At 65.7% G+C, this 12,509-nt stretch carries 13 protein-coding genes; 8 read left to right on the forward strand and 5 right to left on the reverse strand.

Going from position 1 to position 12,509, the window contains the following annotated elements:
* Positions 1–115 precede the first annotated feature (115 nt).
* The gene (locus ABIA73_RS08640) at positions 116–745 is read right to left on the reverse strand and encodes a TIGR00645 family protein (protein WP_059065540.1); all 630 of its coding nucleotides are present in this window, start codon (positions 743–745) and stop codon (positions 116–118) included.
* Positions 746–858: 113 nt separating this feature from the next.
* Here ABIA73_RS08640 and ABIA73_RS08645 point away from each other — a divergent pair, with 113 nt between their 5' ends.
* From ABIA73_RS08645 to ABIA73_RS08655, 3 genes are all read left to right on the forward strand, one after another.
* On the forward strand, positions 859–1,548 hold the full coding sequence (locus ABIA73_RS08645; RefSeq protein WP_033832494.1) for a glutathione binding-like protein: 690 nt from the start codon (positions 859–861) through the stop codon (positions 1,546–1,548).
* A gap of 157 nt (positions 1,549–1,705) precedes the next feature.
* Positions 1,706–3,931, forward strand: coding sequence for a S9 family peptidase (locus ABIA73_RS08650; RefSeq protein WP_100437056.1), 2,226 nt, complete (start codon positions 1,706–1,708; stop codon positions 3,929–3,931).
* A 25-nt stretch (positions 3,932–3,956) separates the two neighbouring features.
* The gene (locus ABIA73_RS08655) at positions 3,957–4,472 is read left to right on the forward strand and encodes a cytochrome c oxidase assembly factor Coa1 family protein (RefSeq protein ID WP_354275646.1); all 516 of its coding nucleotides are present in this window, start codon (positions 3,957–3,959) and stop codon (positions 4,470–4,472) included.
* 624 nt (positions 4,473–5,096) lie between these two features.
* Here the strand turns inward: ABIA73_RS08655 and ABIA73_RS08660 are convergent.
* Both ABIA73_RS08660 and ABIA73_RS08665 read right to left on the reverse strand, forming a co-directional pair.
* Positions 5,097–5,651 (reverse strand): DUF6990 domain-containing protein, encoded by a 555-nt coding sequence (locus tag ABIA73_RS08660; RefSeq protein WP_354275647.1) that lies wholly within the window; start codon positions 5,649–5,651, stop codon positions 5,097–5,099.
* A gap of 19 nt (positions 5,652–5,670) precedes the next feature.
* The gene (locus tag ABIA73_RS08665; protein ID WP_354275648.1) at positions 5,671–5,853 is read right to left on the reverse strand and encodes a hypothetical protein; all 183 of its coding nucleotides are present in this window, start codon (positions 5,851–5,853) and stop codon (positions 5,671–5,673) included.
* A gap of 312 nt (positions 5,854–6,165) precedes the next feature.
* Between ABIA73_RS08665 and ABIA73_RS08670 the strand changes: the two genes are divergently transcribed.
* Complete coding sequence (locus tag ABIA73_RS08670) at positions 6,166–7,962, forward strand: DUF885 domain-containing protein (protein ID WP_354275649.1); 1,797 nt, start codon at positions 6,166–6,168, stop codon at positions 7,960–7,962.
* A 76-nt stretch (positions 7,963–8,038) separates the two neighbouring features.
* Here ABIA73_RS08670 and ABIA73_RS08675 read toward each other — a convergent pair whose 3' ends face one another.
* Positions 8,039–8,494: a hypothetical protein gene (locus tag ABIA73_RS08675; RefSeq protein WP_354275650.1), complete on the reverse strand. Its 456-nt coding sequence runs from the start codon at positions 8,492–8,494 to the stop codon at positions 8,039–8,041.
* A gap of 181 nt (positions 8,495–8,675) precedes the next feature.
* Here ABIA73_RS08675 and ABIA73_RS08680 point away from each other — a divergent pair, with 181 nt between their 5' ends.
* From ABIA73_RS08680 to ABIA73_RS08695, 4 genes are all read left to right on the forward strand, one after another.
* Positions 8,676–8,924, forward strand: coding sequence for a hypothetical protein (locus tag ABIA73_RS08680; RefSeq protein WP_032952021.1), 249 nt, complete (start codon positions 8,676–8,678; stop codon positions 8,922–8,924).
* Positions 8,925–9,047: 123 nt separating this feature from the next.
* A complete protein-coding gene (locus ABIA73_RS08685; RefSeq protein WP_218788169.1) occupies positions 9,048–9,965 on the forward strand; it encodes a bestrophin family protein in 918 nt (305 codons plus the stop codon).
* A gap of 19 nt (positions 9,966–9,984) precedes the next feature.
* Positions 9,985–10,974, forward strand: coding sequence for a porphobilinogen synthase (gene hemB, locus ABIA73_RS08690; protein WP_032976846.1), 990 nt, complete (start codon positions 9,985–9,987; stop codon positions 10,972–10,974).
* Between the two features lie 33 nt (positions 10,975–11,007).
* Positions 11,008–11,277, forward strand: coding sequence for a gas vesicle protein GvpG (locus ABIA73_RS08695; protein WP_025877541.1), 270 nt, complete (start codon positions 11,008–11,010; stop codon positions 11,275–11,277).
* Positions 11,278–11,618: 341 nt separating this feature from the next.
* On the opposite strand, the gene ABIA73_RS08700 is transcribed toward ABIA73_RS08695, so the two are convergent.
* Positions 11,619–12,482, reverse strand: coding sequence for a hypothetical protein (locus tag ABIA73_RS08700; RefSeq protein ID WP_218788168.1), 864 nt, complete (start codon positions 12,480–12,482; stop codon positions 11,619–11,621).
* Positions 12,483–12,509 lie beyond the last annotated feature (27 nt).

Here is a 12,509-nt window from a genome sequence, read left to right on the forward strand (position 1 = left end):
TCCCAGCGTCACCGTCGCCTGTAGCGAGGGTGCAATCTAGCATCCCGGCCACCCTTGCGCACAAGGGCCGGGAGCGGAGCCGGCAACGGCAGTCGTGCCGCCGCCGGCGTTGATGTCAGTGCGCGACAGCCTTGCTGTGGCTGTTGGACATCAGCTTGTCGGTCCAGGCGATGCCGATGGCCGAGAGGATGAACACGCAGTGGATGATGGTCTGCCACAGCACGCCATCGGGGGTCAGGGTGGTGCAGGTATCGGCGCCGGCGTTGTAGAAGCTTGCCGATGCCGACGAAGCCGCCGCAGCCCATTGCTCCGGCTTGCACAGCGGCAGGCCGTTCAGCGGGCTGGCTGCGATGAACGTCTTCAACAGATGGATCGAGGAGATGCCGATGATCGCCATCGCCAGCTTCACCTTCAGCACGCTGGCGTTGACGTGGCTCAGCCATTCCGGCTGGTCCGGGTGGCCTTCCAGACGCAGGCGCGAGACGAAGGTTTCATAGCCGCCGACGATCACCATCACCAGCAGGTTGGAGATCATCACCACGTCGATCAGGCCCAGCACGATCAGCATGATCTGCTGCTCGCCCATCGACACCGAGTGCGAGATCAGGTGCCACAGTTCCTTGCCGAACAGGAACACATAGACGCACTGGGCAACGATCAAACCCAGGTACAGCGGCAGCTGCAGCCAGCGCGAGGCGAAGATCAGGGTGGACAGCGGGGAGAGCGGCGGACGGTTTGCACTCATGCGGAGGATGCTGCGTTTCGGGGGAGAGGCGAGGTTACCGGCCCGCCATGACGGTGCCAAGCCAACGCACGCACTAGACTTCAGGTTCCTTTCCGTACCCCAGAGCCGCCGCCATGATCGACCTGTATTACTGGCCTACCCCGAACGGCCACAAAGTGACCCTGCTGCTGGAAGAAGCCGGCCTGGAGTACCGCATCCATCCGGTCAACATCGGTTCGGGCGACCAGTTCAAGCCGGAGTTCCTGGCCATTTCGCCCAACAACAAGATGCCGGCCATCGTCGACCACGCCCCGGCCGACGGCGGTGCGCCGCAGAGCGTGTTCGAGTCCGGTGCGATCCTGCTGTACTTGGCCGAGAAGACCGGCCGCTTCCTGCCGGCCGACCCGCGTGGCCGCGTCACCACCCTGGAATGGCTGTTCTGGCAGATGGCCGGGCTGGGCCCGATGAGCGGGCAGATGGGCCACTTCAATGTATACGCGCCGGAGAAGATCCCGTACGCGATCGAGCGCTACGACAATGAAGTGCGCCGCCTGCACGGGGTGATGGACAAGCGCCTGGCCGAGCACGCCTTCCTGGCCGGCGAGGAGTACACCATCGCCGACATGGCCAGCTACCCGTGGGTTGGCGCCTACGACAAGCTGCCGGCGGACTTCGACGCGTTCCCGAACCTCAAGCGCTGGCACCAGGCCATCGCCGCCCGCCCGGCGACCCAGCGCGCCTATGCGCTGCGCCAGCAGGTCAACCCGGACGCGGGCAAGCCGCTCAGCGACGAAGAGCGCAGGCACCTGTTCGGCAAGCGCTGACCCGGGAAGGTGGGTGCCGACCGTTGGTCGGCACTCATTATGGGAAGACCTCATGGGCAGAAGGTCATGCTGTCTTCCTGCACCGCCTTGGTTAGGATGGACGCTGACCGTCCCGCGCCTGTCGCGGTGGCGGACCTGCCGTTTGCCGGGACCCTCCATGCGCCATCTGTTCGCCTCGCTCGCCCTCATGCTTGCCACCAGTACCGTCGCCCACGCTGAAAAACTCACCCTGGAAGCCATCACCGGCCCGCTGCCGTTGTCCGGCCCGACCCTGATGAAGCCGAAGGTGGCGCCGGATGGTTCGCGCGTGACCTTCCTGCGCGGCAAGGACAGCGACCGCAACCAGCTGGACCTGTGGAGCTATGACATCGGCAGCGGCCAGACCCGCCTGCTGGTGGATTCGAAGGTGGTGCTGCCCGGCACCGAAACCCTCAGCGACGAGGAAAAGGCCCGCCGCGAGCGCCAGCGCATCGCCGCCATGACCGGCATCGTCGACTACCAGTGGTCACCGGACGCGCAGCGCCTGCTGTTCCCGCTGGGCGGCGAGCTGTACCTGTACGACCTCAAGCAGGAAGGCAAGGCCGCGGTGCGCCAGCTGACCCACGGCGAAGGCTTTGCCACCGACGCCAAGCTGTCGCCCAAGGGCGGCTTCGTCAGCTTCATCCGCGGCCGCAACCTGTGGGTAATCGACCTGGCCAGCGGAAAGCAGATGCAGCTGACCGGGGATGGCAGCACGACCATCGGCAACGGTATCGCCGAATTCGTCGCCGACGAGGAGATGGATCGCCATACCGGTTACTGGTGGGCACCCGACGATTCGGCCATCGCCTACGCCCGCATCGATGAAAGCCCGGTGCCGGTGCAGAAGCGTTACGAGGTCTATGCCGACCGCACCGATGTGATCGAACAGCGCTACCCGGCCGCCGGCGATGCCAACGTGCAGGTGAAGCTGGGCGTGATCTCGCCGGCCGAACATGCGCAGACGCAGTGGATCGACCTTGGCAAGGAACAGGACATCTACCTGGCCCGCGTCGATTGGCGCGATCCGCAGCACCTGAGCTTCCAGCGCCAGTCGCGCGACCAGAAGAAGCTCGACCTGGTGGAAGTCACCCTGGCCTCGAACCAGCAGCGCGTGCTGGCCCACGAGACCAGCCCGACCTGGGTGCCGCTGCACAACAGCCTGCGTTTCCTCGATGACGGCAGCGTGCTGTGGTCGTCCGAGCGCACCGGCTTCCAGCATCTGTACCGCATCGACAGCAAGGGCAAGGCCACCGCGCTGACCCACGGCAACTGGTCGGTGGATGAACTGCTGGCGGTCGATGAAAAGGCCGGCCTGGCGTACTTCCGTGCCGGCATCGAATCGGCGCGCGAAAGCCAGATCTACGCCGTCCCGCTGCAGGGTGGCCAGCCGCAGCGCCTGTCGAAGGCGCCAGGCATGCACAGCGCCAGCTTCGCGCGCAACGCCAGCGTGTACGTGGACAGCTGGTCCAACAGCAGCACGCCGCCGCAGATCGAACTGTTCCGCGCCAATGGCGAGAAGATCGCCACCCTGGTCGAGAACGATCTGGCCGATCCCAAGCATCCGTATGCACGCTACCGCGACGCGCAGCGCCCGGTCGAATTCGGCACGCTCACCGCGGCCGACGGCAGGACGCCGCTGAACTACAGCGTGATCAAGCCGGCAGGCTTTGATCCGGCCAAGCGCTACCCGGTGGCGGTGTACGTGTATGGCGGCCCGGCCAGCCAGACCGTCACCGACAGCTGGCCTGGCCGTGGCGACCATCTGTTCAACCAGTACCTGGCCCAGCAGGGCTATGTGGTGTTTTCGCTGGACAACCGCGGTACCCCGCGCCGCGGCCGTGACTTCGGCGGCGCGCTGTATGGCAAGCAGGGCACGGTGGAAGTGGCCGACCAGCTGCGCGGCGTGGCGTGGCTGAAGCAGCAGCCGTGGGTGGACCCGGCGCGCATCGGCGTGCAGGGCTGGTCCAACGGCGGCTACATGACCCTGATGCTGCTGGCCAAGGCGTCGGACAGCTACGCCTGTGGCGTGGCCGGCGCACCGGTCACCGATTGGGGCCTGTACGACAGCCACTACACCGAGCGCTACATGGACCTGCCGTCGCGCAACGACGCCGGTTACCGCGAAGCACGCGTGCTGACCCACATCGAGGGCCTGCGCTCGCCGCTGCTGCTGATCCACGGCATGGCCGACGACAACGTGCTGTTCACCAATTCGACCAGCCTGATGAGCGCGCTGCAGAAGCGCGGCCAGCCGTTTGAACTGATGACCTACCCCGGTGCCAAGCACGGCCTGTCCGGTGCCGACGCACTGCATCGCTACCGCGTTGCCGAAGCTTTCCTGGGGCGTTGCCTGAAACCTTGATCATCATCCGGGAAGGAGCCCGCCCATGACCCTGCCGCCGCCGATTCCTGCGCCCTCCACCCTGGCTCCCGGCTGGTGGTGCCGGCATTGGCGCTGGGCGATGCCGTTGGCGGTGCTGCTGTTCCTGGCCGCACTGGGCGGCGCCATCGCCTGGAGCGTGCTGCGCTGGACCGAGGCCGCGCACGACAGTGCGCCGATGCGCGAGGCCATGCGCCGCGCCGGCTGCAGCGTCGAACTGGTGCAGGTATTCGGCGAACCGCTGCAGGCCGGCACGCTGCCGCTGGGCAGCATGCAGACCGCCATCAACGGCGAGCGCGACGTTGGCCTGACCGTGGCGCTGGAAGGACCGCATGCGCACGGCCGCCTGTTCGTGAAGGGCACCCGCAGCGACGACGTGTGGGATTACCCGGTGATGTACGTGCTGGCCGAAGACAAGCAGACCTTCGACCTGAGTGCGCTGGATGATGCCGAGGCGGCCGGCGAATGCGAACTGCAGGCCTGCCGCGATCGTGGCGAATGCGCGCTTACGCTGGCGCTGTGACTGTACGACGGCCGCGGAATCAGAGACTGTCGCGATCCGCCACAGTTGAATTTACTCTTCACGATCAAGCCTCGGCTCGGCTCAGTACGTCTCATGGAAGACCGCTCAATTCCGACACCGCACGACGCTGGTGAGCCGGTTCTCTATTGGCGCAGCCTTCAATCTTCACTGCTTCGATAGCGTGGATTGATAGTGCGAACGACGTCCCGGAATGCTGGCGCAGGCTCACTCCAATGATTGATCCGTTGCAGCGGAGATCTGGCTGCAACGCTTCACTTCATCCTGGAAGGAGCGTGCAATGCGAACGTATGCATTGTCCGCGACCCTTCCGAAACCCTGTTCGATAGCGTCCAGAGTGTGATCTACCGGCCTGCGGGTAGCGGAGGTGCGCAACGAGAGGAGCGCTCGATGCCAGACATGCAGTGGGTGGGCAGGGTGAAGTCCGTAGCGTTTGATGTTGAAGGGAAGCTAGGGCAGCCCCCGTACGTGAGAATCTGGTCGGACGCTTCAGGAACACATGCGAGATTCAGCCATGGGTTCTGGCATTACACGCTGGACGGCGATCGACTGGTAAAGCGTGATGTGCGCCGCGCTCTACGAATTAACGGGGCTATTTGTTATCGATCAAGCCCTATGTTTCCTGGCTATCGAAATTGCTCTATCAATCATTTCAGTAGTTATGTATGTCACAAAGCCAAGACGATCGCCCAGCTCAAAATTTCTCCGGTACGATTCAAGGCGATCCACCTCCCCGGCAATCGCCAAGGCCGCTAAGTGACGTAGCGGCATGGCGCCTTTAGCATCTGTTGGCAGATTTCTATAAGCAGCCAGTCCATCTTCAAGGCTTTGAGCATGCGCCCAGGAGATCGCTTTCTCTGACAATATAGACACATAATTAGCTGAGAGCTCGGCCAACTTCTCAGGGAGTTCATTACTCACAATTACAGGGGCATAATGTCTCCGCTTGTCCAGGATTAGTCCAACTGCTGTTGAAAATTCCTCTGATGAGATTGAGGGCATAAGTGAAACAAGAAAATGATCCGACCTTCTCCCTACATACGGAATAACCTGAACTTGGCGATGACCAGCATTCGCTATGCAGAAATAGTCGCCTGCCTCATCCCTCCCGCAGGCCCAACCTTGTTCTTTCAGGGCTGAAGCCACATCTTTTTCGTTCATCATTTAGCGCCTGGAAAATTCATAAATTCAACTGGAATACCAATTCGATAGCCTTGTTCTCTAAGCGTATCCCAGGCGTCATGCCGAAATCGTCTGCGATTTTCCCTCTGGGAATTGAACTGCCATCTCGAATTTGCGGAAAAATTTCAGACTGTTGAAGACTCAAGTCTGCACTTCCCGTTTTAACCTCAATAATTTTCATATTCCAATTCGACGCGGAAGAAGGGCCTGACTAGCGTGCCGTCATGGCCTTGGGTTGCGGTGACAGGACCTGCCCGCGGTTGAATGTATGGGCATCTCCGCTCATCCGGCATGAGGGCATGCCAACTGGATCCGTTGACCTTCACGACAACGCAAGAGTCCTGCGCGAAACGAAGGGCATTGTTGCCAGCTTTTATCCGGATCCGCCATCGCATGATTCCGATGTCCCAAATGCGGTCGCCGTGACCTCCAGCCGATTGTCGCCATCGTCGTGAGCGCGTAAGTTGCGGGCAACCCTTTGCTGGAGTGTCCCATGAAGCCGATCGCGTTGGCCGTTGCCCTGGCCCTGACCGCCGCCCCGCTGCTGTCGGCCCCACCGGCCCTGGCCGCACCGGCCGCCAAGGCCTCCACGCCGGCCAGCCCGGCCTGGGTCGCGCGCAGCAACGCGCTGGCGCAGATCCTGCTGGATGCCCAAGGCCCGTTCCAGCCCGAGGAGACCGGCTTCTTCGGCGTGCCCGGCTACGACGACAAGGTCGCCGACCTCGGCCCGGACAACGACCAGCGCTACCGCGCCGCGATGGCCAAGGCCCGCGACGAACTGAAGGCCAAGCTGGCCAGCGAGAAGGATCCCAACGTCCGCCAGGACCTGGAGATCATGATCGCCGCCGCCAACCAGAGCATCGAAGGCAGCGAGCTCAACCAGAAGTACCTGCTGCCGTGGCGTGATGCGCCGCAGAGCGTGTTCAGCGGCCTCAACCTGCTGCTGTCCGACCAGGTGCCGGCCGAGCGCCGGGCCAAGGCGGTCGATCGCCTCAAGGCGTATGCGGGCCAGCAGCCGGGCGGCACCGCGTTCACCACGCTGGCCCGCCAGCGTTACGAAGAGCGGTTGAAGGACAGCACACTGCTGCAGCCGACGAAGATCGAAGTGCAGCAGTCGCTGGACAACGTCGAGACCTACATCACCGGCATCGAGTCGTTGCTGAAGAAGTACCAGGTCACTGGTGCCGACGAGGCGATGAAGGCGCTTGCCGCACAGATGAAGGACTACGCCGCATGGACCCGCAAGGAGGTGCTGCCGAAGGCACGTGCCGATGCGCGCCTGCCGGCTCCGTTGTACGCCTACCAGCTCAAGCAGGTCGGCATTGATATCGACCCGAAGCTGCTGATGCAGCGTGCGCAGCTGGAGTTCATGGAAACCCGCTCGGCGATGCGCCAGCTGGCGCCGCTGGTGGTGAAAGAGAAGGGCCTGAAGGTCAGTGATCCGAGCGACCCGGTGGCGGTGATCCGCGCGCTGAAGAGCGAGAAGATTGCCGATGACCAGCTTGAAGGCCACTACCGCAAGGTGATCGATGCCATCGATCCGTTGATCCGCGAACACCGCATCGTCGACGTGCCGCAGCGCGCGATGCAGATGCGCTTGGGCTCGGCCGCCGAAAGCGCTGCCAGCCCGGCACCGCACTTCCTGCCTGCGCCGCTGGTCAACAACACCGGGCAGCAGGGCACCTTCGTGCTGCCGCTGGGCAACCCGGCCGCCGGTGCGGGTGCGCAGTACGACGACTTCAACTTCGGTTCGGCGGCCTGGACGCTGAGCGCGCATGAAGGCCGCCCGGGCCACGAGCTGCAGTTCACCGCGATGGTTGAGCGTGGCGTGTCGCTGGCGCGCACCATGTTCGCGTTCAATTCGGTGAACGTGGAAGGCTGGGCGCTGTATGCCGAGGCGGAGATGGTGCCGTACGAGCCGCTGGACGGGCAGATGATCGCGCTGCAGTTCCGCCTGTTGCGTGCCGCCCGCGCGATGCTGGACCCGATGCTCAATCTCGGCCTGACCGACCGTGCCAACGGCGAGCGCGTGCTGATCGAGCAGGTGGGTCTGTCCAAGGCGATGGCCACCCAGGAACTGGACCGTTACATGGTGCGCATGCCGGGCCAGGCGGGCAGCTACTTCTACGGCTACACCCGCATCCTCGAACTGCGCATGCAGACCGAGCTGGCACTGGGCGCGAAGTTCGACCGCCTGGCGTTCAACAACTTCCTGCTCGACCAGGGCCTGTTGCCGCCGGACCAGCTGGCCGAAGCCGTGCAGCAGCAGTTCGTTCCGAAGTACCGGTAACGCCGGGACACGCCCGGCGAGCGCAGCGGAAGAGACGCCGGGCATGGCCCGGCGCTACCCGCGGTGACGCTGCCGCTCAGCGCTGCGGGGTGATCGTCTGCGTCGGCAGGCGTGCCGGCGCCGGATCCGGTACCCAGATCGCCACGCCGGCGGCGCGCTTCTGCGTCGTCGGTATGCCGATGCCCACGCCGCCGCCCACGTGCGAACCGTAACTGCCGGCACCCACCGACATGCCGACCGGTGAGCCGCTGCTGCCCACGCCCATCAGGATCACGCCGTTGGCACCCAGTGCAGCCGCTTCGCGCTTGAGGCGAGCCACGGCGGCATCGGTCTGGCCCTGCGTGCCGAAGCCCACCGCCGAAGACGATTCCAGCTGGGCGATTTCCTGCGAACCGGCGGGCGGCGTCGAATAGATCTGCACCTGGGACGGATCGATCGGCGCGCGGGCGCGGCCCAGCATGACCTTGGAGGTACTGGCGCAACCGGCAACGGTCAGCAGCATGGCCGCCAAGGCGACCCAACGGATGTTCATGGCGTATACCCCTGTAGGACTGGTTCGGATCATCAGCCGGGCACTCTGAATCGGCGCCAACATCGGGGCTCGACCCATGGCCGCACGCTAGCACGGGGCCGGTGAGGCTGACGGCAACGGCGGTAGGCGGCGCTGCCGGGAACGGCTATGGTTGGCGCATGAACAACCACGGGAGGGCGCTATGGGTGTGATCAGTCTGTTGTGGGGCGTGCTGGCGCTGCTGTGGATGATCCTGGCGTTGATACCGCTGCTGGGCTGGGGCAACTGGTTCCTGATCCCGTTCGCCGCGGTCGGCGCGATCATCGCCGCGCTCGGCATCCTGTTCACCCACCCCAGCAAGCGCGGCCGGGCGTGGACCGGGCTGATCCTGAACGGCATCGTGGTGGTGGTCGGCATCCTGCGCTTGGGGCTGGGCGGCGGCGTGATCTGAGCCGGCCGGGCCGGTGCGACCGGGCGTCGCAGGGACACGGCCGCCGGCCGGGCAGGGAGTAGAATGGGCGGCTGCGCGAGCCCCCCGCGTGCCTGTCGAACCGCGCCCTGCGCGGCTGCTCCCATGATCATTCGTTCCCGTCCCCACGGCTGGCAACTGCTGTACATCCTGCGTGGCTCCATCGTTCCGGCCATCGCGCCGAAGGTGCTGGCCATCCTCATCCTGTCCATCGCGGTCGCCGCGGTGGTGGAACTGGCGCCGCCGATCGGCATCGAGCGTGTCTCGGTCACCCCGTTCACCCTGCTCGGCCTGGTCCTGTCGATTTTCCTCAGCTTCCGCAACAGCGCCTGCTACGACCGCTGGTGGGAGGGCCGCAAGCTGTGGGGCCAGCTGGTGTTCGAATCGCGCTCGCTGGCGCGGCAGGTACAGGTGCTGCTGGCCGACGACGCACCGCGCCGCCAGCGCCTCGGCTACCTGACCACCGCCTTCGCCTATGCACTGGCCGCGCGCCTGCGCGCCCGCGACGTCGCGCTGGCGGCGGTGCCATGGCTGGACGAGGAACAGCGCGGGCAGCTCGCCCAGCGCGAGAACGTGCCCGATGCGTTGCTGGCGATGATCGCCGCCGAACTGGCCCAGGCCCGTCGCGCCGGCACGCTCGATTCCATTCTTTACGTCCAGCTGGAAGAGCGCCTGCACGCGATGTCCTCGATCCAGGCTGGCTGCGAACGCATCCTGACCACCCCGCTGCCGTTCGCCTACACCCTGCTGCTGCACCGCTGCGCGTGGATGTTCTGCGTGCTGCTGCCGTTCGGCCTGGCCAGCTCGCTGGGCTGGGCCACGCCGGTGCTGTCGGCGGTGCTGGCCTACGCCTTCTTCGGCCTGGACCAGCTGGGTGAAGAAATGGAAGACCCGTTCGGCCTGGAGCCGAACGACCTGCCGCTGGACGCGCTGGTGCGCACCATCGAGATCGACCAGCTCGACGCCCTCGGCGAACGCCCGTTGCCCGCACCCCTGCTGCCGCAGGGCTACCTGTTGCAATAGCCACTCCCCGGAGCCTGCCATGCCTCATCCCCATTACCGCCCGCGGCGCATGCGCCATGACGAATTCTCGCGCCGCCTGATGCGCGAGAACACGCTGACCACCAACGACCTGATCTATCCGGTGTTCGTGCACGAACCGGCCGGTCGCGTGGCGGTGCCGTCGATGCCGGGCGTGGAGCGGCTGTCGATCGAAGAGCTGCTGAAGGTGGCCGAGGAAGCGCTGGAACTGGGCATCCCGGTGATCGACCTGTTCCCGGTGCTGGATGCCTCGCAGAAGTCGCTGGACGCCTCGGCGGCGTGGGCCGAGGACGGCCTGGCGCAGCGTGCGATCCGCGCGCTGAAGTCGCGCTTCCCGGAGCTGGGGGTGATGACCGACGTGGCCCTGGATCCGTACACCACGCACGGCCAGGACGGCATCATCGATGACAAGGGCTACGTGCTCAACGACATCACCGTCGAAGCGCTGGTCAAGCAGTCGCTGTCGCATGCCGAGGCAGGCGCGGACATCATTTCGCCGTCGGACATGATGGATGGCCGCATCGGTGCGATCCGTCGTGCGCTGGACGCCGACCACCACCTCAACGTGCGCATCATGGCCTACTCGGCCAAGTACGCGTCGGCGTTCTACGGTCCGTTCCGCGATGCGGTGGGCAGCGCGGCCAGCCTCGGCAAGGCCGACAAGAAGACCTACCAGATGGACCCGGCCAACGGTGACGAGGCGATGCGCGAGATCGCGCTGGACCTGGAGGAGGGCGCGGACATGGTGATGGTCAAGCCGGGCATGCCGTACCTGGACCTGGTGCGGCGGGTGAAGGAAACCTTCGGGGTTCCGACCTTCGCTTACCAGGTCAGTGGCGAGTACGCGATGATGAAGGCGGCGTTCGCCAACGGCTGGCTGGACGAGCGCGCCTGCGTGCTGGAATCGCTGCTGGGCTTCAAGCGTGCCGGCGCCGATGGCGTGCTGACCTATTTCGCGCCGCAGGTGGCGCGTTGGCTGCGCGAGCGCTGACAATAGCGCCCACGACGGACGGAGGAACACGCGATGGGACCTGAAATGGGTTGGATGCAATGGCTGATCTGGGGCACCGGTACGCTGGTGTTCGGGGCCATCATCGTCGGCGTGTTCGTTGCTGCCTGGCGCGCCGCGCGGCGCCCGCCCGAGCAGCTCTCCGCTGCGGCCCGGGTCGCCCGCGAGCAGGCCGTGCCGGAAAGCGTGCAGGCCGAACTGGCCGCCCTGAACCGGCGCAAGGACAACGGCCAGCTCAGCGAAGCGGAGTACGAACAGCAGCGCGCGAAGGTGCTGTCGCGCTGAGCGCCGTGGCCCGGGACCCGGGCCATCCACGCATGGCGTGGATCTACTGGTAGCCGCCAACCTTGGTTGGCGCTCCGTGCGCCGACCGAAGTCGGCACCAGCCAGAAGGCGTCATCCACGCATGGCGTGGATCTACTGGTAGTCGCCAACCTTGGTTGGCGCTCCGTGCGCCGGCCGATGTTGGCACCGGCCAGAAGGCGTCATCCACGCATGGCGTGGATCTACTGGTGGCGCCAACCTTGGTTGGCGGTTTTGTTTCTGTGCCGACCAAGGTCGGCACCTACCGGAGCGGGGGGGGGCGGTCGGTATCCACCGAACCATCATCCACGCATGGCGTGGATCTACTGCATGCACCCGGGCACTGCCGCCACCTTCGGCACGGCCAGCCGGTACACATCCACGCCACCGGCGCGGGGCGACTTCGCCGCGCTGCTGGCCACCATCATTTCGCCCGGCTTGGCGTTGTCGACCACCGGCGCGCCGGTCCAGCCGCTGGCCTGGTTGAACGACAGTCCGATCGGCTGCAGCGCAGCGCCCGTCCATGCACAACCGCTGGTCCAGACCTGCGCGGTGTCACCGCTGCCACGGCTGAAGGCCACCGCGCCAGCGCTGCCCAGCCAGTCGCCATCGGTTTCATCGGCGGGGCTGTTCAATGCCTGCAATGCCGTCGCCGGGCCTCGCACGCCCTGCGCGTCCAACGAGGCCACGAACAGGTCCCAGCCGGCACCACGGCCCTGCTGGCGGGCAAACAGCAGCTGTCGCCCGTCCGCGCTCAATGCCGGCCCGCGCTCTTCATGGCGGCCACCATCGCCTGCCAGCGCTTGCGGCGCCCCCACGCTGCCATCGGCGGCGATCGCCGCCCGGTACAGCCCCGACCGGCCCTCGCGGCCTGCGGCGAACAGCAGCCAGCGGCCATCGCGGCTGAAATACGGATCGCGCACCTCGCCAGACACCGCCAGCGGCAACGCCTGCGCCTGCTGCCAGCGGCCGTCGACCACGCGCGCCTGCCACAGCCCCCAGCCGGCCTCGCCACGGCGGGCGAAGACGATGCGCTGGCCATCGGCGCTGATCGTGGCCCGGCCTTCATCGGCACGGGTGGAGACCACGCCCATGCCTTCGATGCCGTACTCGTTCAACGCCATCGCCACCGGGGCAGAGAGTAGACTGGCGGCGAGCACCAGCAGGGTCGGGGCGATACGCATCATCCAGGTCCATGCACGAAAGAGCACCAG

Source organism: Stenotrophomonas sp. 2694 (assembly GCF_040548715.1).
Taxonomy (GTDB): Bacteria; Pseudomonadota; Gammaproteobacteria; order Xanthomonadales; family Xanthomonadaceae; genus Stenotrophomonas; species Stenotrophomonas indicatrix.

Excerpts from the sequence above, each read along its gene's own strand:
- ABIA73_RS08650 (WP_100437056.1), top strand. The coding sequence starts at position 1,706 with ATGCGCCATCTGTTCGCCTCGCTCGCCCTCATGCTTGCCACCAGTACC.
- ABIA73_RS08680 (WP_032952021.1), top strand. The coding sequence starts at position 8,676 with ATGGGTGTGATCAGTCTGTTGTGGGGCGTGCTGGCGCTGCTGTGGATG.
- ABIA73_RS08655 (WP_354275646.1), top strand. The coding sequence starts at position 3,957 with ATGACCCTGCCGCCGCCGATTCCTGCGCCCTCCACCCTGGCTCCCGGC.
- ABIA73_RS08685 (WP_218788169.1), top strand. The coding sequence starts at position 9,048 with ATGATCATTCGTTCCCGTCCCCACGGCTGGCAACTGCTGTACATCCTG.
- ABIA73_RS08665 (WP_354275648.1), bottom strand. The coding sequence starts at position 5,853 with ATGAAAATTATTGAGGTTAAAACGGGAAGTGCAGACTTGAGTCTTCAA.
- ABIA73_RS08645 (WP_033832494.1), top strand. The coding sequence starts at position 859 with ATGATCGACCTGTATTACTGGCCTACCCCGAACGGCCACAAAGTGACC.
- hemB (WP_032976846.1), top strand. The coding sequence starts at position 9,985 with ATGCCTCATCCCCATTACCGCCCGCGGCGCATGCGCCATGACGAATTC.
- ABIA73_RS08670 (WP_354275649.1), top strand. The coding sequence starts at position 6,166 with ATGAAGCCGATCGCGTTGGCCGTTGCCCTGGCCCTGACCGCCGCCCCG.
- ABIA73_RS08695 (WP_025877541.1), top strand. The coding sequence starts at position 11,008 with ATGGGACCTGAAATGGGTTGGATGCAATGGCTGATCTGGGGCACCGGT.
- ABIA73_RS08675 (WP_354275650.1), bottom strand. The coding sequence starts at position 8,494 with ATGAACATCCGTTGGGTCGCCTTGGCGGCCATGCTGCTGACCGTTGCC.
- ABIA73_RS08640 (WP_059065540.1), bottom strand. The coding sequence starts at position 745 with ATGAGTGCAAACCGTCCGCCGCTCTCCCCGCTGTCCACCCTGATCTTC.
- ABIA73_RS08700 (WP_218788168.1), bottom strand. The coding sequence starts at position 12,482 with ATGATGCGTATCGCCCCGACCCTGCTGGTGCTCGCCGCCAGTCTACTC.
- ABIA73_RS08660 (WP_354275647.1), bottom strand. The coding sequence starts at position 5,651 with ATGAACGAAAAAGATGTGGCTTCAGCCCTGAAAGAACAAGGTTGGGCC.